The 16,612-nt window shown below is 59.9% G+C and carries 16 protein-coding genes; 8 read left to right on the plus strand and 8 right to left on the minus strand.

Annotated features, from left to right (window positions below; translation table 11 throughout):
- Positions 1-81: 81 nt before the first annotated feature.
- A complete protein-coding gene (gene purU, locus POF45_RS09400) occupies positions 82-930 on the minus strand; it encodes a formyltetrahydrofolate deformylase (RefSeq protein WP_259496093.1) in 849 nt (282 codons plus the stop codon).
- Between the two features lie 340 nt (positions 931-1,270).
- On the opposite strand from purU, the gene mvaT reads away from it, so the two are divergent.
- Positions 1,271-1,648, plus strand: a complete 378-nt coding sequence (gene mvaT, locus POF45_RS09405) for a histone-like nucleoid-structuring protein MvaT (protein ID WP_007933316.1) — start codon at positions 1,271-1,273, stop codon at positions 1,646-1,648.
- Between the two features lie 99 nt (positions 1,649-1,747).
- Here mvaT and sbcB read toward each other — a convergent pair whose 3' ends face one another.
- The gene (gene sbcB, locus POF45_RS09410) at positions 1,748-3,178 is read right to left on the minus strand and encodes an exodeoxyribonuclease I (RefSeq protein WP_259496099.1); all 1,431 of its coding nucleotides are present in this window, start codon (positions 3,176-3,178) and stop codon (positions 1,748-1,750) included.
- Between the two features lie 185 nt (positions 3,179-3,363).
- Between sbcB and POF45_RS09415 the strand changes: the two genes are divergently transcribed.
- The 6 genes from POF45_RS09415 to POF45_RS09440 are packed head-to-tail and all read left to right on the plus strand — an operon-like array spanning position 3,364 to position 10,077.
- Entirely contained in the window at positions 3,364-4,089 is a 726-nt protein-coding gene (locus tag POF45_RS09415) for an RDD family protein (RefSeq protein ID WP_259496101.1), read from the plus strand.
- Entirely contained in the window at positions 4,086-5,063 is a 978-nt protein-coding gene (locus POF45_RS09420) for a stage II sporulation protein M (RefSeq protein ID WP_282315568.1), read from the plus strand. Before POF45_RS09415 ends, POF45_RS09420 begins: the two co-directional genes overlap by 4 nt.
- A complete protein-coding gene (locus POF45_RS09425) occupies positions 5,050-6,594 on the plus strand; it encodes a DUF4129 domain-containing protein (protein WP_282315569.1) in 1,545 nt (514 codons plus the stop codon). Before POF45_RS09420 ends, POF45_RS09425 begins: the two co-directional genes overlap by 14 nt.
- A complete protein-coding gene (locus POF45_RS09430; protein WP_282315570.1) occupies positions 6,591-7,754 on the plus strand; it encodes a DUF4350 domain-containing protein in 1,164 nt (387 codons plus the stop codon). Before POF45_RS09425 ends, POF45_RS09430 begins: the two co-directional genes overlap by 4 nt.
- Positions 7,751-8,749, plus strand: a complete 999-nt coding sequence (locus POF45_RS09435; protein WP_259496106.1) for an AAA family ATPase — start codon at positions 7,751-7,753, stop codon at positions 8,747-8,749. Before POF45_RS09430 ends, POF45_RS09435 begins: the two co-directional genes overlap by 4 nt.
- Entirely contained in the window at positions 8,746-10,077 is a 1,332-nt protein-coding gene (locus tag POF45_RS09440; RefSeq protein ID WP_282315571.1) for a DUF58 domain-containing protein, read from the plus strand. Before POF45_RS09435 ends, POF45_RS09440 begins: the two co-directional genes overlap by 4 nt.
- Before the next feature lie 9 nt (positions 10,078-10,086).
- On the opposite strand, the gene POF45_RS09445 is transcribed toward POF45_RS09440, so the two are convergent.
- From POF45_RS09445 to POF45_RS09455, 3 genes are all read right to left on the minus strand, one after another.
- Positions 10,087-10,398: a hypothetical protein gene (locus POF45_RS09445; RefSeq protein ID WP_259496110.1), complete on the minus strand. Its 312-nt coding sequence runs from the start codon at positions 10,396-10,398 to the stop codon at positions 10,087-10,089.
- 330 nt (positions 10,399-10,728) lie between these two features.
- Positions 10,729-11,088 (minus strand): PilZ domain-containing protein, encoded by a 360-nt coding sequence (locus tag POF45_RS09450; protein ID WP_259496111.1) that lies wholly within the window; start codon positions 11,086-11,088, stop codon positions 10,729-10,731.
- Between the two features lie 225 nt (positions 11,089-11,313).
- Entirely contained in the window at positions 11,314-11,688 is a 375-nt protein-coding gene (locus tag POF45_RS09455; RefSeq protein WP_259496113.1) for a tetratricopeptide repeat protein, read from the minus strand.
- Positions 11,689-11,854: 166 nt separating this feature from the next.
- Between POF45_RS09455 and pyk the strand changes: the two genes are divergently transcribed.
- A complete protein-coding gene (pyk, locus tag POF45_RS09460) occupies positions 11,855-13,306 on the plus strand; it encodes a pyruvate kinase (RefSeq protein ID WP_259496114.1) in 1,452 nt (483 codons plus the stop codon).
- Positions 13,307-13,514: 208 nt separating this feature from the next.
- Here pyk and POF45_RS09465 read toward each other — a convergent pair whose 3' ends face one another.
- Genes POF45_RS09465 through POF45_RS09475 form a run of 3 tightly spaced genes read right to left on the minus strand, consistent with a single transcriptional unit; the run spans position 13,515 to position 16,330 of the window.
- A complete protein-coding gene (locus POF45_RS09465) occupies positions 13,515-14,264 on the minus strand; it encodes an enoyl-CoA hydratase-related protein (protein ID WP_282315572.1) in 750 nt (249 codons plus the stop codon).
- 31 nt (positions 14,265-14,295) lie between these two features.
- On the minus strand, positions 14,296-15,231 hold the full coding sequence (locus POF45_RS09470) for an iron-sulfur-binding ferredoxin reductase (protein WP_259496116.1): 936 nt from the start codon (positions 15,229-15,231) through the stop codon (positions 14,296-14,298).
- Complete coding sequence (locus POF45_RS09475; RefSeq protein WP_259496117.1) at positions 15,224-16,330, minus strand: GGDEF domain-containing protein; 1,107 nt, start codon at positions 16,328-16,330, stop codon at positions 15,224-15,226. Before POF45_RS09475 ends, POF45_RS09470 begins: the two co-directional genes overlap by 8 nt.
- Between the last annotated feature and the right edge of the window lie 282 nt (positions 16,331-16,612).

The raw sequence follows: 16,612 nt of genomic DNA on the forward strand, positions 1-16,612 counted from the left end.
TGTCCTCAGAGCAGAAACGGCGAAGGGCCTGAAGCGATTGAACGCCCAGGCCCTTCGAATTTCAACCGTGTCGTGCGCTGATCAGAACACCACAGTCTTGTTGCCGTGCACCAGCACCCGGTCTTCAAGGTGATAACGCAGACCGCGGGCCAACACCATCTTCTCGACGTCACGGCCGAAACGCACCATGTCTTCAATGCTGTCGCTGTGGCTGACGCGTACCACGTCCTGCTCGATGATCGGACCGGCGTCCAGCTCCTCGGTTACGTAGTGGCACGTGGCACCGATCAACTTCACACCACGCAGCGACGCTTGATGATAAGGCTTGGCGCCGACAAACGACGGCAGGAAGCTGTGGTGGATGTTGATCACCTTGTGCGCATATTCGCTGCACAACTCCGGCGGCAGGATCTGCATGTAGCGGGCAAGTACAACGACTTCGGCATCATGCTGTTTGACCAGGCGCGAGACTTCGGCGAAGGCCGGTTCCTTGTCCTGCGGATTGACCGGCACATGGTAATAAGGAATGCCGTGCCACTCGACCATGCTGCGCAAGTCGTCGTGGTTGGAAATCACGCAGGAGATTTCACAGTCCAGTTCATCGCTGTGCCAGCGGTGCAACAAGTCGGCCAGACAGTGGGACTCACGACTGGCCATCAACACCACGCGTTTTTTCTGGGCGGTATCGGTAATGCGCCAGTTCATCGAAAACTCTTGCGCAATCGGCGCAAACGCTTCGCGGAACGCTTCGATACCGAAAGGCAGCGAATCGGCACGAATTTCGTGACGCATGAAGAACCAGCCACTGAGATTGTCCGAGTGATGGCTCGCTTCAGTGATCCAGCCGTTATGTGACGCCAGAAAGTTACTGACTTTAGCAACGATGCCGACGCGGTCCGGGCAAGCAATCACCAGCCGAAAAGTGCGCATGAGGGGGAAACTCCAGAACTTCGCAAAGGCCGCCATTCTAGCGATTGCGCAGCAAAACTGCAGTATTGATGACGCCCCGCCTTGAATCCTGGCGAATCAAAGCACCTGGCAGCGCCGTTGCTGCACCGTCAGGAGGCCGCTTGCCCCGCATGTTCAGGCGCACAAATGTGAATATGTGTGTTGACTGCATCACACTATTTAACTGCACAACGAGTTTATGTCCCTGTTGAGGGTAACTAATTTAAATAAAACTCGGGTTAAATGTTTACTTGATGAAACACCCTGACTATTATTGCCCCACTGTTCCCTGCCATCCAACATCCCGCATAAGGTAATCCTCATGTCCTTGATCAACGAATACCGCGCCACCGAAGAAGCTATCAAAGAGCTGCAAGCCCGTTTGAAGAACCTGTCCCAAGACGACAAACTGCAAACCGAGCTGGAATTCGAAGGTAAACTGCGCACCCTGATGGGCGAATACTCCAAATCCCTGCGTGACATCATCGCGCTGCTGGATCCAGAGTCCAAAACCAAAGCGCCACGTGGCGGCGCAGTCAAAACTACCGGCACCAAGCGCGCTCGCAAAGTTAAACAATACAAAAACCCGCACAATGGCGAAGTCATCGAAACCAAAGGTGGCAACCACAAAACTCTGAAAGAGTGGAAAGCCAAGTGGGGCGGTGACGTGGTTGAAGGCTGGGCTACCCTGCTGGGCTAAGCCGTACGGCCTGTCGCAGACGTATGCGCGACAAAAAAAAACGCCAGCTTGTGCTGGCGTTTTTTTATGCCCTGAATTCAGGCATCAATATGCAGCCATTCAAAGACCCAGACGTTTGCGTAATCCCTGAACATGATCCTGCCATTCATTCAGCACCTCCTGCTGAATCGTTGAAGCACTAATCGCCAATTGAGCGGCGGCCTGCGCAAAAGAATCCAGCGTATTGGGCGCGCCCCACTCAGGTGCAGTCAAACGTTGCTGACAGAATAATCGCCAGCGTTCCTGCTCTTCAAAATTCAACGTGTCGGGGAAGTTACGTGCGCGATATCGAAACAATAATTCGGGCAAACGTTCATCATCGAAAGGCCATTGTTCTTGCGCCAATTGTGCCGGGTCCGCGCTTCTGACTTGCTCACAAAGACGCCGATCACGGTCGCCAATAAAACCGTCGTATAACTGCTGTTCCGGGTCCTGGCTGCTGGCGAAATCTTCGCTCGCATAAATCGCCCGGACTTTATCCTGCCAAACTTGTTGTGCGTCACTTAGTCGCAGCGAACGCTCCTGATAAAGCGCCATGTCCAGCCCCAGGCGTTGTTGATCTTCAGGACGAAGTACCGACAGCGGCGCCACCACCGGGCATTTGTTGATATGAATAAGCTTGAGTGGCACCGGCAACTCACCTTCAGCCAGATCATCATGTCGGGTATAAAGACGCTTGCGCAGGGACTCGGCATCCAGATCAAGCAAGCCCTGGGGATCGAGGTGCAGATCGCAGACAATCAGCGCGTTCTTGTTACGCGGGTGCCAGGCCAGGGGCAGCACCACGCCCACATAACTGCGAGCGGCCGAAAAGCGCCCGGATATATGCACCATCGGCTGCAATAGCCGAACCTGATCCATGACCTTCTGTTTGCTGCGTAGCTGAAACAGCCAGTCGTACAACTTTGGCTGCTTTTGCCGAATCAGTCGCGCCAGGGCAATGGTGGCGCGAACGTCAGACAACGCCTCGTGGGCGTTACCGTGATCGATATCATTGGCCACCGTCAGACGGTCAAGCTTGAGCGTCACGCGCCCCTCGTCGTCCGTGGGCCAGACGATGCCATCCGGACGCAAGGCATAAGCCGCACGCACCACATCGATCAGATCCCATCGACTGTTACCGCCCTGCCACTCACGGGCATAGGGGTCGAAAAAATTCCGGTACAGACTGTAACGGGTCATCTCATCGTCAAAACGCAAGGTGTTGTAACCGGCGCCACAGGTACCGGGCGCCGCGAGCTGAGCATGCACCCGCGTCATGAAATCGGCTTCGCTCAAGCCTTGCCTGGCCAGGTGGCTCGGCGTAATACCGGTAATTGCGCAGGCCGCCGGATGCGGCAGGATGTCATCGCTGGGCTGGCAATAAAGATTGACCGGCTCGTCTATTTCGTTGAGATCGAAATCGGTACGAATCCCTGCCACCTGCAACGGGCGGTCGCAACGGGGATTGATGCCAGTGGTTTCATAGTCGTACCAGAAGATGGAGGTCACGGGCTGTTCCTGAACTGAAGACCGGCGAAGTCTAGGCGCAGACATACCGCTGCGGCCAGTCATCTTGCCATTCAATCACCTCGCGTCACGCACCGTGCAATACATAGTTATGTCGTTTTCCCCCAAGAGGCTGCTAGCATCGGACGGACATTGAATCCCGATCCGGCCACACTTTCAGGTTGCCCATGCTCGAGACCACAGCACTGCCACGGACTGCAACGCTGTCCCCGCCACTGGACACGCGGTATCACGTCGAAACGCCTGAAGGCGTCGACCTGCCGCTGCGCCCGGCCGGGTTGATGGTCCGTAGCCTGGCGTTCGCCATCGATCTCGGGATGCGCGGGCTGATCCTGAGCCTGCTGTTTATCATCCTGGCATTTCTCGGCAAGCTGGGGGTCGGGCTGGGCTCGATGCTGTTGTTCGTGGTGAGCTGGTGGTACATGGTGCTGTTCGAGGTGCTCAACCAGGGTCGCTCGCCCGGCAAGCAGTGGATGGGTCTGCGGGTGGTGCAGGATGATGGCACCCCGGTTGGCTGGTCGGCCTCGCTGTTGCGCAACCTGCTGCGGGTGGTCGATTGGCTGCCGTTCGGCTACTTTCTCGGGGCAATCAGTTGCCTGCAACACCCCACCTTCAAACGCCTCGGCGACCTGGCCGCCGGCACGCTGGTGATCTACCGCGAGCGCCCGCTTGCCCGCCCCGACCTGCCCGATGCCGAACCGCGACGCTCGCCTGTCGCCCTGACACTGACCGAGCAGCGCGCCATCCTTGGTTTTGCCGAGCGCCAGGGTCAACTCTCGCCAGCGCGGATCAACGAGCTGGCGTCCATTGTCGCCCAACCTTTACACATCTCGGCGCCAAGGGCCGTGGCCGAACTCAATGGCATCGCCCGCGGCTTGCTGGGTCCCACATGAAGCAGAGTCTTTTCGAAAGTCGCCACAAAGCCGGATGGGAGCAATTCGCCCTGACTCTGGACCGTCTGGAACGTGGCAAAAACGCCTCTCGCGTCGCTACCTTTGCCAAAGACTATCGCCGACTCTGCCAACACCTGGCCCTCGCCCGGGAGCGTGGCTACAGCAGTTTCCTGGTGGATTCGCTGCAACAAATGGCGCTGCGCGGGCACCAACAGCTTTACCGGCATCGCAGCCGTTTGGGCGCTAACGCGCTGGCGTTCATCCTCGCCGGTTTCCCGCGACTGGTGCGTGAACAATGGCGCTTTGTGCTTGCCGCCGCCCTGCTGTTTTTCGGCAGTCTGATCGGTTTCGGCCTGCTGGTGTACCTGTTCCCGGACCTGATCTACAACCTCATCCCGGTCGAACAGGTCAACGAGATGCAAAGCATGTACGACCCGGTCGCCGGTCATCTGGGGCGCACCGCCGAACGGGCAGCCAGTGAAAACTGGGTGATGTTCGGTTACTACATCATGCATAACATCGGCATCGCCTTTCAGACCTTCGCCAGCGGTTTGCTGCTCGGTGTGGGCAGCGTGTTTTTCCTGCTGTTCAACGGCCTGATGATCGGTGCCGTGGCAGGGCACCTGACCCAGATTGGCTACGGGCAGACCTTCTGGTCTTTCGTGATCGGCCATGGCGCGTTCGAACTCAGCGCCATTGCCCTGTCCGGTGCGGCCGGCCTGCAACTGGGCTGGGCATTGATCGCGCCGGGGCGTCTGCCCAGGGGCGAGGCGTTGCGGCTGGCAGCACGAAAGAGCGTGCTGATGATCTGCGGCGTCATGTTGTTTCTGCTGATGGCTGCGTTCATCGAAGCCTACTGGTCGTCCCTGACGACACCGGCTCCGATGACCAAGTACCTGGTCGGCGGCGCGCTCTGGTTGCTGGTAGCGGCCTATCTGATATTCGCCGGACGGGCCCGCCATGCGCGTGAGTGATGCCAGCGTGGTGATTCGCCCGCGCACAACCTGGGAAGCCATGGACCTGGGGGTGCTGCTGAGCCAACGGCACCGTCGCCTGCTGATGACCAGTTGGGCCGTCGTGACCTTGCCGGTTTTCGCCCTGCTCAGCCTGATCCTTTGGGATTCGCCCTCCCTCGCCGTGTTCATTTTCTGGTGGCTGAAACCGGCATTCGAGCGACTGCCGCTATACATACTGTCCAAAACCCTGTTCGGTGAAACGCCCACCCTGAGACAAGCGCTGCGCCAATGGCCACAGCTGCTCAAGCCGCAACTGCTGGCCAGCCTGACCTGGCGGCGCCTGAGCCTGAGGCGCAGTTTCCTGATGCCGGTGGTGCAACTTGAAGGTCTTGACGGTCAACCGCGACAACAACGCTTGCACGCGTTGCTGCAACGCAATGCTGGCGCCGCGCAATGGCTGACGATCATCGGCGTGCATCTGGAGGCCGCGTTGTGGATCGGCTTGATGGTGCTGTTCTATATGCTCCTGCCGCAACAGATCGAAATCGACTGGAGCTGGCAAACCCTGATTGCCGCCGCCGACCACGACTGGCGTTGGCTGGAACACTTGACCAACGCCCTCTACGCACTGGTGCTGGTGGTCTGGGGGCCGATCTACGTCGCCTGCGGTTTCAGCCTTTATCTGAACCGACGCACCGAACTTGAAGCCTGGGATATCGAACTGGTGTTCCGCCGCCTGCGCCAGCGCCTGAATGCCAGCGTCATTGCCCTGTTGCTGGCGGTGATCCTGTGGGTGCCCGCCACGCAAACGGTCTGGGCCAGCGAGTCGATCATTTCGCCGGACAGCCCGCGCCTGTTGGATCAACCGCTGACCAGCCAGGCTTCCCGGGACAGCATCAAGACAATCCTCGATCAACCGCCGTTCAAGAACAAGGAGTCTGTCACCCGCTATCGTTTTGGTGACGAGGCGCCAGGCAGCAAATCCGCTGACGACAGCAAGGCACCTGGCTGGTTGACGGCCCTGCTCAGGCTGCTCGATAGCCAGCGTTTTGGCGCACTGGCCACGCTGCTGGAAGTACTGTTGTGGGGCGCGCTGATTGCAGGCGCCGGCTTGCTGATCTGGCGCTACCGGGACTGGTTGCAGGCGTTTGTCAGCCGTCGGCCGGCACTGCGGCGCAAGGCTGATCGCTCGATGCCAACGCAATTGTTCGGCCTGGATATCCATCATGAAAGCCTGCCTGCCGATGTCGCGGCGAGTGCTGAAATGCTCTGGCAGACCAACCCTCGCGAGGCCCTCGGGCTGCTGTATCGAGCCCTGCTAAGCCGTTTGCTGCATGATTTCAACCTGCCCTTGAAAGACGCTGACACCGAAGGCCAGGTACTGCAACGCATTGGCCAACTGCAACAACCTGCGTTGCTGGCGTTCAGTCAGAACCTGACTCGCCACTGGCAGAACATGGCCTACGGGCACCGCCTGCCGCCGGCACAATTGCAGCAGGAGTTGTGCGATGGCTGGCGAGCCCTGTTCAACCCGCAGGCTGCCCATTGAGCCGCCGTGGATGGCAGGCGCTCGGCGCGCTCTGTGCGGTGTTGTGCACTGCACTGTGTCTTTATCTGTATGTGAAAGCCACGCCTTATCAGGAAGTCATTGATCACGGTGCCTCGCCCGAAGCCAGGGCCAACCCGTATCTGGCCGCAGAGCAGTTCTTGCGTAAACAGGGCCTGAGCGTGAACCATGCCAACAGCCTCGACGTGCTGCCCGGCATCGATCCACGCCAACACAGCCTCTTGTTGCTCGGGGATCGCTCAACCATGACGCCGCGTCAGGTTGATCAGGTCCTGAACTGGACCCGGGCCGGTGGCCGCCTGTTGTTCATTGCCGAAGCGCTGTGGGATGAAAAGACCGGCCAGAGTCAGGACCTGCTACTCGACCGCGTACAGCTGCATCAGGTTCTCAGCAAAAACCTCAAGGAGCCCCCGCCCGGCCTTGACGAAGACCCGTATCCAAAGCTGACCAAACTCTATCTGGAAGACGAAGACGCGCCGGCGTATATCGGCTTCGATACCGCCTTCCACCTCGAAGACCCGAAAAATCTCGCCCAGGCCTGGGCCAACAGCGCCAAGGCCACGCACATGATGCAACTGAACCACGGCCTCGGTTCGATCACCGTGGTCACCGACGCCGACCTGTGGAAAGCACCGGCGATCGAACAATACGACAACGCCTGGCTGCTCTGGTATTTGAGCGCGGATACCAGCGTGACGCTCCTGTACAACACCCATCACGACTCACTGCTGACCTTGCTGGCGCGCTATTTCCCACAAGCGCTGCTGGCATTGATTGCGCTGATCGGCCTCGCTGGCTGGCATTTCGCAGTGCGCCACGGCCCAGTGCTGGCACCGGCGCCTGGCACACGCCGAGAGCTGCGGGAACATCTGCGCGCCACTGCCGATTTCATGCTGCGCCACACCGGGCACAGCAGCCTGTTGCAGGCCTTGCAGCAAGACGTCCTGCGTCGTGCACGACACCGTCACCCCGGTTTCGAACAACTGCCGGTTGCCGAACAATGGCTGGTGCTCGCGCGCCTGACCCGGCAACCCACCCGCGCCATCAGCCAGGCCCTGAGCCCGCGTACGAAACAGCGGCTCTCCAGCGCTGAATTCAGCCGCCAGGTCGCCCGTCTGCAAACCTTGAGGAACGCCTTATGACCGAGATCGAGCCCGGCACCCCGAGCCACGTCGCCCAGCAACGTCAGCGTGCCAGCCAGTTGGCACAAGCGGTGCGAAGCGAGTTGCAAAAAGCTGTCATCGGCCAGGACATCGTGATTGATGACGTACTCACCGCGTTGATTGCCGGTGGTCATGTGCTGCTCGAAGGCGTACCGGGGCTGGGTAAAACCCTGCTGGTACGCGCCCTCGCCCGGTGCTTTGGTGGCGAGTTCGCACGCATTCAGTTCACCCCGGACCTGATGCCCAGCGATGTCACCGGGCACGCGGTGTACGACCTGCAAACCGAGCAGTTCAAGTTGCGCAAAGGCCCGCTGTTCACCAACCTGCTGCTGGCCGATGAAATCAACCGCGCCCCGGCAAAAACCCAGGCCGCGCTGCTTGAAGCCATGCAGGAGCGGCAAGTCACCCTCGAAGGCCGCGCCCTGCCCATTGCTCAACCGTTCATGGTACTCGCCACGCAAAACCCCATCGAACAGGAAGGCACCTATCCCCTGCCGGAAGCCGAACTCGACCGGTTCATGCTCAAGGTGCGCATGGACTATCCGGACGCTGAGCAAGAGCGGGACATGGTCCGTCAGGTCACCCGCTCGACCCGCGCCGACATGCTCGATGTGCAGCCACTGCGCACGGTATTGCAGGCCAAGGACGTACTTGCGCTACAGCGTATAGCCAGTGACTTGCCGCTGGACGAACAGGTGCTCGACTACGCCATCCGCCTGGCCCGTGCTACCCGCAGCTGGCCTGGTTTGACCCTTGGCGCCGGGCCTCGCGCCTCCATTGCGCTGGTGCGTTGCGCCCGGGCGCGGGCACTGTTGCGTGGTGGCGAGTTCGTGGTCCCGGATGACATCAAGGGCTGCGCCCTGGCGGTGCTGCGCCACCGGGTACGCATCGCCCCGCAGCTGGATATTGAAGGGCTGGAGGTGGATCAGGTGCTTGGCCAAATGCTTGATCAAGTCCTGGCGCCGCGAATTTGAGACCCTCTCGCCTGCTGCTGATCTGGCTCGCAGTGCTGCTGGGCCTGGACATTCTATTGGGCGCTACGCGCGCGCTCGGGTTCGAGGTGCCGCAAAACCTGCAATCCATCAGTTGGGGATTGCTGCTGGCGCTGCTGGTGTTGAGCCTGCTTGACGCCGTGCGCCTCAAGCGCCTGCCTTCGCCGCGCCTGAAACGGCAGATGCCCGGCAGCCTCGCGCTCGGGCGCTGGAGCGAAATACGACTGGAGATCGAACACGACTTCACGCAACCGCTGGAGGTGCGGCTGTTCGATCATCTACCTGGTGGCCTGAGCTTCGAACATCAACCCATCTCGGTCGAGCTGACACCTGGACGACACAGCCAGATCAGCTACCGACTGCGCCCACTCAAACGTGGCCACTTCAGTTTTGAACGCAGTGAAATCAACCTGCCGAGCCCGTTGGGCCTGTGGTCCGACAAACGCTTGCTGAACGTGCCCGACCATACCCGCGTCTACCCGGACTTTGCCCGCCTCTACGACAGCCAGTTGCTGGCGGTGGACAACTGGCTCAGCCAACTTGGCGTCCGCCAGCACCAAAGGCGCGGCCAGGGACTGGAGTTTCATCAGCTACGCGAATTTCGCGAAGGCGACAGCTTGCGTCAGATCGACTGGAAAGCCACCGCTCGCCAACGCACGCCAATTGCCCGGGAGTATCAGGACGAGCGCGATCAGCAGATCATTTTCATGCTCGATTGCGGCCGACGAATGCGCAGCCAGGACGATGAACTCAGCCATTTCGACCACGCGCTCAACGCCTGCCTGCTGCTCAGCCATGTCGCCCTGCGCCAGGGTGATGCGGTGGGCCTGAGCACTTTCGCCACGGATCAACCGCGCTACCTGGTACCGGTCAAAGGTGCAAACCAGCTCAAGGTATTACTCAATAGCGTCTACGACCTGGACAGCAGTCAGCACCCCGCCGATTACCAGGCCGCTGCCAACCACCTAATGGTTCGGCAAAAGCGTCGCAGCCTGGTGGTACTGGTCACCAACCTGCGCGATGAAGACGATGAAGAACTGCTCGACGCGGTCAATCGCATGAGCCGCCAACACCGGGTACTGGTCGCCAGCCTGCGCGAAGACGTACTCGACAGCCTGCGCCAGGCCCCGGTGCAAACCTTGTCTGAGGCACTGGACTACTGCGGGACCGTGGACTACCTGAACGTACGCAACGAACTCCATGAACGGATGAGTGCTCATGGCGTGGCAGTGTTGGATGCCCGTCCTGATGAATTAGGGGCAAAGCTGGTGACGCAGTATTTGAGCTGGAAGAAGGCCGGTGAGCTTTAACTGCTGAGATTAGTACGGGAAGACCAAAAAGTTGCGAGGCGCAGAAAGCTCTGACCGGCTGTCGTCGTTGGTCTGACGAGCCACCAAAAAGTGAGGCCCCTGAGTCAGCCCCCCGAAAACCACCTCCCAATGGTTCTGGTCATTTACATTCAATACCTTCACCTCTTCAAAGCTTTCGTCATCCGTCTTCCTGAGAATCACTTCGACGTGGGTGGCGTCTTTTTTACAACTACCCTTGACGAGAGTTTCACGGTCTCTGATTACTTTATTCTCCGGCGGGATAGTGATGGCAGGTGGCGGCAGTTGTTGTTCGCTAGTCATGGATTGATCTCCCTTACTCATCGGAGTCGATGAGGTTCCTGCACATTCAATCCGGCTCAGCGCCCCGTGCCTACCTGTGATAAATGACAGTCCAGACGAACGGTAACCTGCCATTCAAACTGGCGATGGTGCTCTATCCGTTGAGTGAGTTGGGTCTGCTGCGGGCGGATAAGACGCTTGAGCGCGAACTGGCGATGGACGCAGGTTGGCGTTCAAACCCGATCAGGTTTTGCTCGCATCAAGGCCTTCGCGAGCAGGCTCGCTCCCACATTGAAAGGCATTTCTTTGTGAGAGCCCGGTGGCGATGGTGGCATCAAACACAAGTTTCCTTCAGGCCGAAGCAGGCAACGACTGAAAGCTGAAGTACTGCCGCAACGCCGCCACCAGCTGCCCATACTCCGGCGATGCCCGTTGCAGGCTGAATCCGGCGTCATAGTGCTTGGGGGTGGCGTCTTCATGGCACCACAGACAGCTCGCCCGCAAATCAATGACTTGAAAACAGCCGTCGCTGGCCGGGATTTTCAGACGCAAGTCAAAGTCAGCACCTACCATCATCGGCAACTGGCTGATGAGCATCAGCCCGTCTTCGGACAGGTTGCCCAGGAAGCCGATGGGTTTGTCGGTGATGCTGTTGAACACTTTCAGAAAATACGGCAGTTGATGCCGCTCGATCCGGCGGTCAGTAAACATGCTGAATTCGCTACGCAAGGTCCTTAAGCAGGACCGCACTAATGCTTCGGAACGCGCCTCTGCGGACACGCTCTCCCCGTTCCCGGTGCGACATTCGATCAATCGCTGCCGCTTATCGCCGCCAGTCACAGGTGTCACGCCAGTGTAGAGGGGAGGCTCCAACACCGGATCATTCGACTATAGCTCACCGCCAACGCTCGGCCAGGCTTTAAATGATAACTGCCATCAGAATTGCGTCGGACGGGCCACCGCAGTCGCGCGCGGCGGGTAATGCCCCAGGCTCTGCAGGGTTTCCAGGCGGGCACGAGCGCGGTAGGCGTATTCGCTTTGCGGGTAGGACGCGATGATGAATTGGTAGGTCTGGGCAGCGTCGATATACAGCTTCTGTCGTTCCAGACACTGGCCGCGCATCATTGACACCTCCGGCCATACATAAGGCCTTGCACGGCTGTCGCGCTCGACCTTGGACAGCTCGAGCATCACCTGCTCGCAATTGCCACGGTCATAGGCACTGTAGGCGTTATTCAAATGATGGTTCATCGACCAACGGGTGCAGCCCACAACACTGAGGGCAAGGACGGCAATGAGCGCGAATCGCATGGGGGTTCTCCTGTCTTGAGCTCTGTATCGACCCGTTGCGCAAAATCTTCAGGCTGGTGGTCAGCAAAAATGTTCGTTTAAAGATATAAAAGTAGTGCAAACGAACAATGACTACAGACACGGAGCATAGTAGCCTCACTCAGCGCTTGAACTCAGGAGTCTTTGCATGTCCGTCCGTCGTACCAAAATCGTCGCTACCCTTGGCCCGGCCAGTAACTCGCCGGAAGTTCTCGAACAGCTGATTCTGGCTGGCCTGGACGTCGCCCGCCTGAACTTCTCCCACGGCACCCCCGACGAGCACAAGGCTCGCGCGAAGCTGGTGCGTGACCTCGCTGCCAAGCACGGCCGCTTCGTTGCCCTGCTGGGTGACCTGCAAGGCCCGAAAATCCGTATCGCCAAATTCGCCAACAAGAAGATCGAGCTGAAGATCGGTGATCAATTCACCTTCTCCACCAGCCATCCTCTGACCGAAGGCAACCAGCAAGTGGTCGGCATCGACTACCCGGACCTGGTCAAGGACTGCGGTGTGGGCGACGAGCTGCTGCTCGACGACGGTCGCGTGGTCATGCGCGTCGATACCGCTACTGCGACCGAACTGCACTGCACCGTGCTGATCGGCGGTCCGCTGTCGGATCACAAAGGCATCAACCGTCGTGGCGGTGGCCTGACGGCTCCAGCCCTGACTGAAAAAGACAAGGCCGACATCAAGCTCGCCGCGGAAATGGAAGTCGACTACCTCGCCGTGTCCTTCCCGCGCGACGCCGCCGACATGGAATACGCCCGTCAACTGCGCGACGAGGCTGGCGGTACTGCCTGGCTGGTGGCGAAGATCGAACGTGCCGAAGCCGTGGCCGACGACGAAACACTTGATGCGCTGATCAAGGCGTCCGACGCGGTGATGGTTGCCCGTGGTGACCTGGGTGTGGAAATCGGCGACGCCGAACTGGTGGGCATTCAGAAGAAAATCATTCTGCACGCACGCCGCCACAACAAGGCCGTGATCGTCGCGACCCAGATGATGGAGTCGATGATCCAGAACCCGATGCCGACCCGCGCTGAAGTGTCCGACGTGGCCAACGCCGTGCTCGACTACACCGACGCCGTGATGCTCTCGGCCGAAAGTGCTGCCGGTCTGTACCCGCTGGAAGCCGTGCAGGCAATGGCACGCATCTGTGTCGGCGCTGAAAAGCACCCGACCAGCAAGACCTCCAGCCACCGTATCGGCAAGGTCTTCGAAAGCTGCGACCAGAGCATCGCCCTGGCCGCCATGTACACCGCCAACCACTTCCCGGGTGTAAAGGCCATCATCGCCTTGACCGAAAGTGGCTATACGCCGTTGATCATGTCGCGCATCCGTTCCTCGGTGCCGATCTACGCATTCTCCCCGCACCGCGAAACCCAGGCCCGCGCGGCCATGTTCCGTGGCGTCTACACCGTACCGTTCGACCCGGCATCGCTGCCGCCTGAGCAAGTCAGCCAGGCCGCGATCGACGAGTTGCTCAAGCGCGGCGTCGTGGAGAAAGGCGACTGGGTCATCCTGACCAAGGGCGACAGCTACCACACCATCGGCGGCACCAACGGGATGAAAATCCTGCATGTTGGCGACCCGATGGTCTGAATGACCGGCGGCTGAAAAACAAAAGCCCCGCCATGTGAATGGCGGGGCTTTTTGCTTTCTGATCCTGAAGCTGTGTGGTCAGGGCTGGCGCCATCGCGAGCAAGCTCGCTCCCACAGGTTATGTGGTGAATACATAATCTGAGCACAGCCCAGATCAACCGTGGGAGCGAGCCTGCTCGTGAAGAAGCCCGCCTAATCACCACAAAGCTCAGTGCCTGTTGATAAACCCCGACAACGCCGCCACCGCCTCCGGTGAACGCAATCGCTGGGTAAACAACACGCCCTCCTCTTCGATCACCTGGCGAATCAACGCCCGATCCGGCGCCTTCATCAAGTGCTTGCTGACTCGCACCGCTTCCAATGGCAGCGACTCAAACCGCAACGCCATCTCCCGCGCCTTGGCCAGTGCCGTTTCGCCACTGCCCAACGCTTGGGTGGCAATGCCCCACGCCGCAGCCTGTTCACCACTGAAGCCTTCACCGAGCAAGAGTAATTCGGCGGCTTTTGCGTGGCCAAGCAAGCGCGGCAGGATGAGGCTGGAACCGAACTCCGGGCATAGCCCCAGGTTGACGAACGGCATACGCAGCCGCGCATCACGGCTGACATATACCAGATCGCAATGCAGCAGCATGGTCGTGCCGATGCCTACCGCGGCCCCGGCCACGGCGGCGATCACCGGTTTGCGGCATTCGAGCAGATTGAGCATGAAATGGAACACCGGACTGTCGAGATTGCCCGGCGGTTGTTGGAGGAAATCGGCGATGTCGTTGCCGGCGGTGAAGCACTCGGCAGAGCCTGTGATCAGCACGGCGTTGATTTCAGGATCAACGTCAGCCTGTTTCAATGCCTCGGCCAAGTGGCTGTACATGGCACGGGTCAGGGCGTTTTTCTTGTCGGGACGGTTGAGGCGCAGGGTCAACAGACCGCGTTCACGCTCAAGTTGGATGGCATCGGTCATGGCGAGTCTCGCGTCGTTAAACGATCCGCGCTCAACCACGGGGCAAGAACACATCGGCCAGCAGTTGATTGCGCGGCAGTCCCGCCAGGTACAGACGCCTGGCAAAGGCGTCGACGCTGTCGGGTGAACCGCAGAGTAAGGCCAGGGTTTGCCGGGAAACAAGCCGCAGTTGTGCCAAAGCCGCGGGCAACATGGCCGGGGTCCACAGCTCGACACTCAGGTTGGCACGCCCCTCGGCCATGGCCTGCAGGGGTTTGACCAGATAGTGTTCATCCGCATCATGGGCCAGGTGAATGACCCGGATGGCGCCCTGATGATCCTGGCGCAGCGCTTCACGCAATACGCCGAACAACGGCGCCAGACCCGTACCGGCAGCCAACAGCCACAGTGGACGGCTGTGCCAGTCGGGGTCGTATTGCAAAGCGCCGCCACGCAGTTCACCGAGGCGGACCGGATCGCCGATCTTCAACAGTCGCGCCGCATCGCTGAACTCGCCGGGTTGGCGGCAATCGAGGTGAAACTCCAGATAACGGTCTTCTTCCGGCAAGCTGGCCAACGAGTATGGCCGGGCCACGTTGCCCGCCCACAACACCAGATGCTGGCCGGCGCTGTAGCGCAACGGCCGTTGCGGGGTCAGGCGCAAACGCAGCACGCTGGCGCTCAACCAGTCGACGGCGGCCACTTCAGCCGGGCGACCATCGCGCTGCGGATCGAAGGTCTGCACCTGCAAGTCTTCGATCACCTGACACTGGCACGCCAGACGCCAGCCTTGCTGACGCTGTTCAGCGCTCAAGGCATCGGGCCGACTGTCAGCAGGCAGGCCCTGGACGCACTGCACCAGACACGCGTGGCAACTGCCGGCGCGGCAACTGTAGGGCACCGCCGCACCGTGCTGATTCAAGGCATCGAGCAGGTTACTGCCCGCCGCCACCGTCCATCGATTTTCGCCGATCCGCAACTCAGGCATCGAGATTCTCCCACGCCGCCGCGCAACGATTGCGCCCGTCAGCTTTGGCGCGGTACAGCGCCTGATCCGCACGTTGCAAGGCGTCATCGAGATCATCACCCAGCTCCAGCAGAGTCATGCCCGCCGACAGGCTGAGATTGCGCACATTCAAGCCAACCAACTCGACATCGGTGAAAGCGATGCGCAGCCGCTCGCAACACGCGGTCAAACGCTCGGCATCGCAGTCCGGCAACAGCACCACGAACTCTTCGCCACCATACCGGGCCAAGACATCGCCATCGCGCAGACAGGCACCAGCGACGCCGGCGAAGGCTTGCAGCACCTGATCGCCAGCGGCATGGCCGTGAATGTCGTTGATGCGTTTGAAGTGGTCGAGATCAATCAGCGCCAGGCCATGCACCACGTCGGCGTCCATGGCATTCAACTCACGGGAGGCCAGGCGCAGAAAATGGCGACGGTTGAACAGACCGGTCAACTCATCGGTGGCCACCAGGTCTTCAAGCTGGCGCATCATCCCGCGCAGGGTGTCCTGGTGCGCCTGCAAGGCGAAGCGCCGTTGACGCATGCGCTGGCGCGAGACCTGAACGTAACGGGCGTAGAGCACCAGCCACACCAGCACGATCAGCAGCACGCACACCTGCAGCAGCGCCAGGGCCGGATTGGGTAGCTGGAAATGATAGCCCTCCCACAGCGTGATGGTGCTGAAACTGAAGAACACCAGCACGGCGCAGCGAATAAAGGCACGGCGTGACAGGTGGAACAGGCCGAATAGCAGAATCAACACGTAAAAGACCAGGAACGCGCCACGAGCATCGCCCAGATGGGCGATCAGCCAGGTTTGCCAACCCAGGCCCAGCAGCACTTGAGCTTCGGTCAGGCTGGGGTCGGAAAAACGCAGGTTGCAGCCGCTGTAAAACAACGCAAACAACGCCGCCTGACTGATGACCACCAGCGCACTGCCGATGGCCACGCTGTTGAGCGGCGCATCGTAGTGACCGGTGAAAAACGCCAGCCACAGCAGCAGCAATGCCAGGGCATAGGTGCCGGCCGCGAGGGCAAAACGTTTAAGCAACAGGCGCTGGATGGCGTTATGGGTCAATCGTTGACTCACCGGAAAAGGGAGGCTGTCGGAGTGTCCTACTCTACAGGCCGAATGCCACTTTAGTGACGTGCCTGATAAATAACCATTCAATTTTAGGCGCGAAAAAATGGCGTCAGAAGCCTGACCCTTTTGCTCCGTATTCATGGACTTTTGATACCTGCGTGGCAGCCGGATTACCTGTGGCGAGGGGGCTTGCCCCCGTTCGACTGCGCAGCAGTCGTCAAATCTACCGATGCGGTATATATGAAGGAATGCTGGGGGAGCGCTTCGCACTCCAAC

Source organism: Pseudomonas fungipugnans (assembly GCF_029955235.1).
GTDB classification, from domain to species: Bacteria; Pseudomonadota; Gammaproteobacteria; order Pseudomonadales; family Pseudomonadaceae; genus Aquipseudomonas; species Aquipseudomonas fungipugnans.

Excerpts from the sequence above, each read along its gene's own strand:
- purU (WP_259496093.1), bottom strand. The coding sequence starts at position 930 with ATGCGCACTTTTCGGCTGGTGATTGCTTGCCCGGACCGCGTCGGCATC.
- mvaT (WP_007933316.1), top strand. The coding sequence starts at position 1,271 with ATGTCCTTGATCAACGAATACCGCGCCACCGAAGAAGCTATCAAAGAG.
- POF45_RS09415 (WP_259496101.1), top strand. The coding sequence starts at position 3,364 with ATGCTCGAGACCACAGCACTGCCACGGACTGCAACGCTGTCCCCGCCA.
- POF45_RS09420 (WP_282315568.1), top strand. The coding sequence starts at position 4,086 with ATGAAGCAGAGTCTTTTCGAAAGTCGCCACAAAGCCGGATGGGAGCAA.
- POF45_RS09425 (WP_282315569.1), top strand. The coding sequence starts at position 5,050 with ATGCGCGTGAGTGATGCCAGCGTGGTGATTCGCCCGCGCACAACCTGG.
- POF45_RS09435 (WP_259496106.1), top strand. The coding sequence starts at position 7,751 with ATGACCGAGATCGAGCCCGGCACCCCGAGCCACGTCGCCCAGCAACGT.
- POF45_RS09445 (WP_259496110.1), bottom strand. The coding sequence starts at position 10,398 with ATGACTAGCGAACAACAACTGCCGCCACCTGCCATCACTATCCCGCCG.
- POF45_RS09450 (WP_259496111.1), bottom strand. The coding sequence starts at position 11,088 with ATGTTTACTGACCGCCGGATCGAGCGGCATCAACTGCCGTATTTTCTG.
- POF45_RS09455 (WP_259496113.1), bottom strand. The coding sequence starts at position 11,688 with ATGCGATTCGCGCTCATTGCCGTCCTTGCCCTCAGTGTTGTGGGCTGC.
- pyk (WP_259496114.1), top strand. The coding sequence starts at position 11,855 with ATGTCCGTCCGTCGTACCAAAATCGTCGCTACCCTTGGCCCGGCCAGT.
- POF45_RS09465 (WP_282315572.1), bottom strand. The coding sequence starts at position 14,264 with ATGACCGATGCCATCCAACTTGAGCGTGAACGCGGTCTGTTGACCCTG.
- POF45_RS09470 (WP_259496116.1), bottom strand. The coding sequence starts at position 15,231 with ATGCCTGAGTTGCGGATCGGCGAAAATCGATGGACGGTGGCGGCGGGC.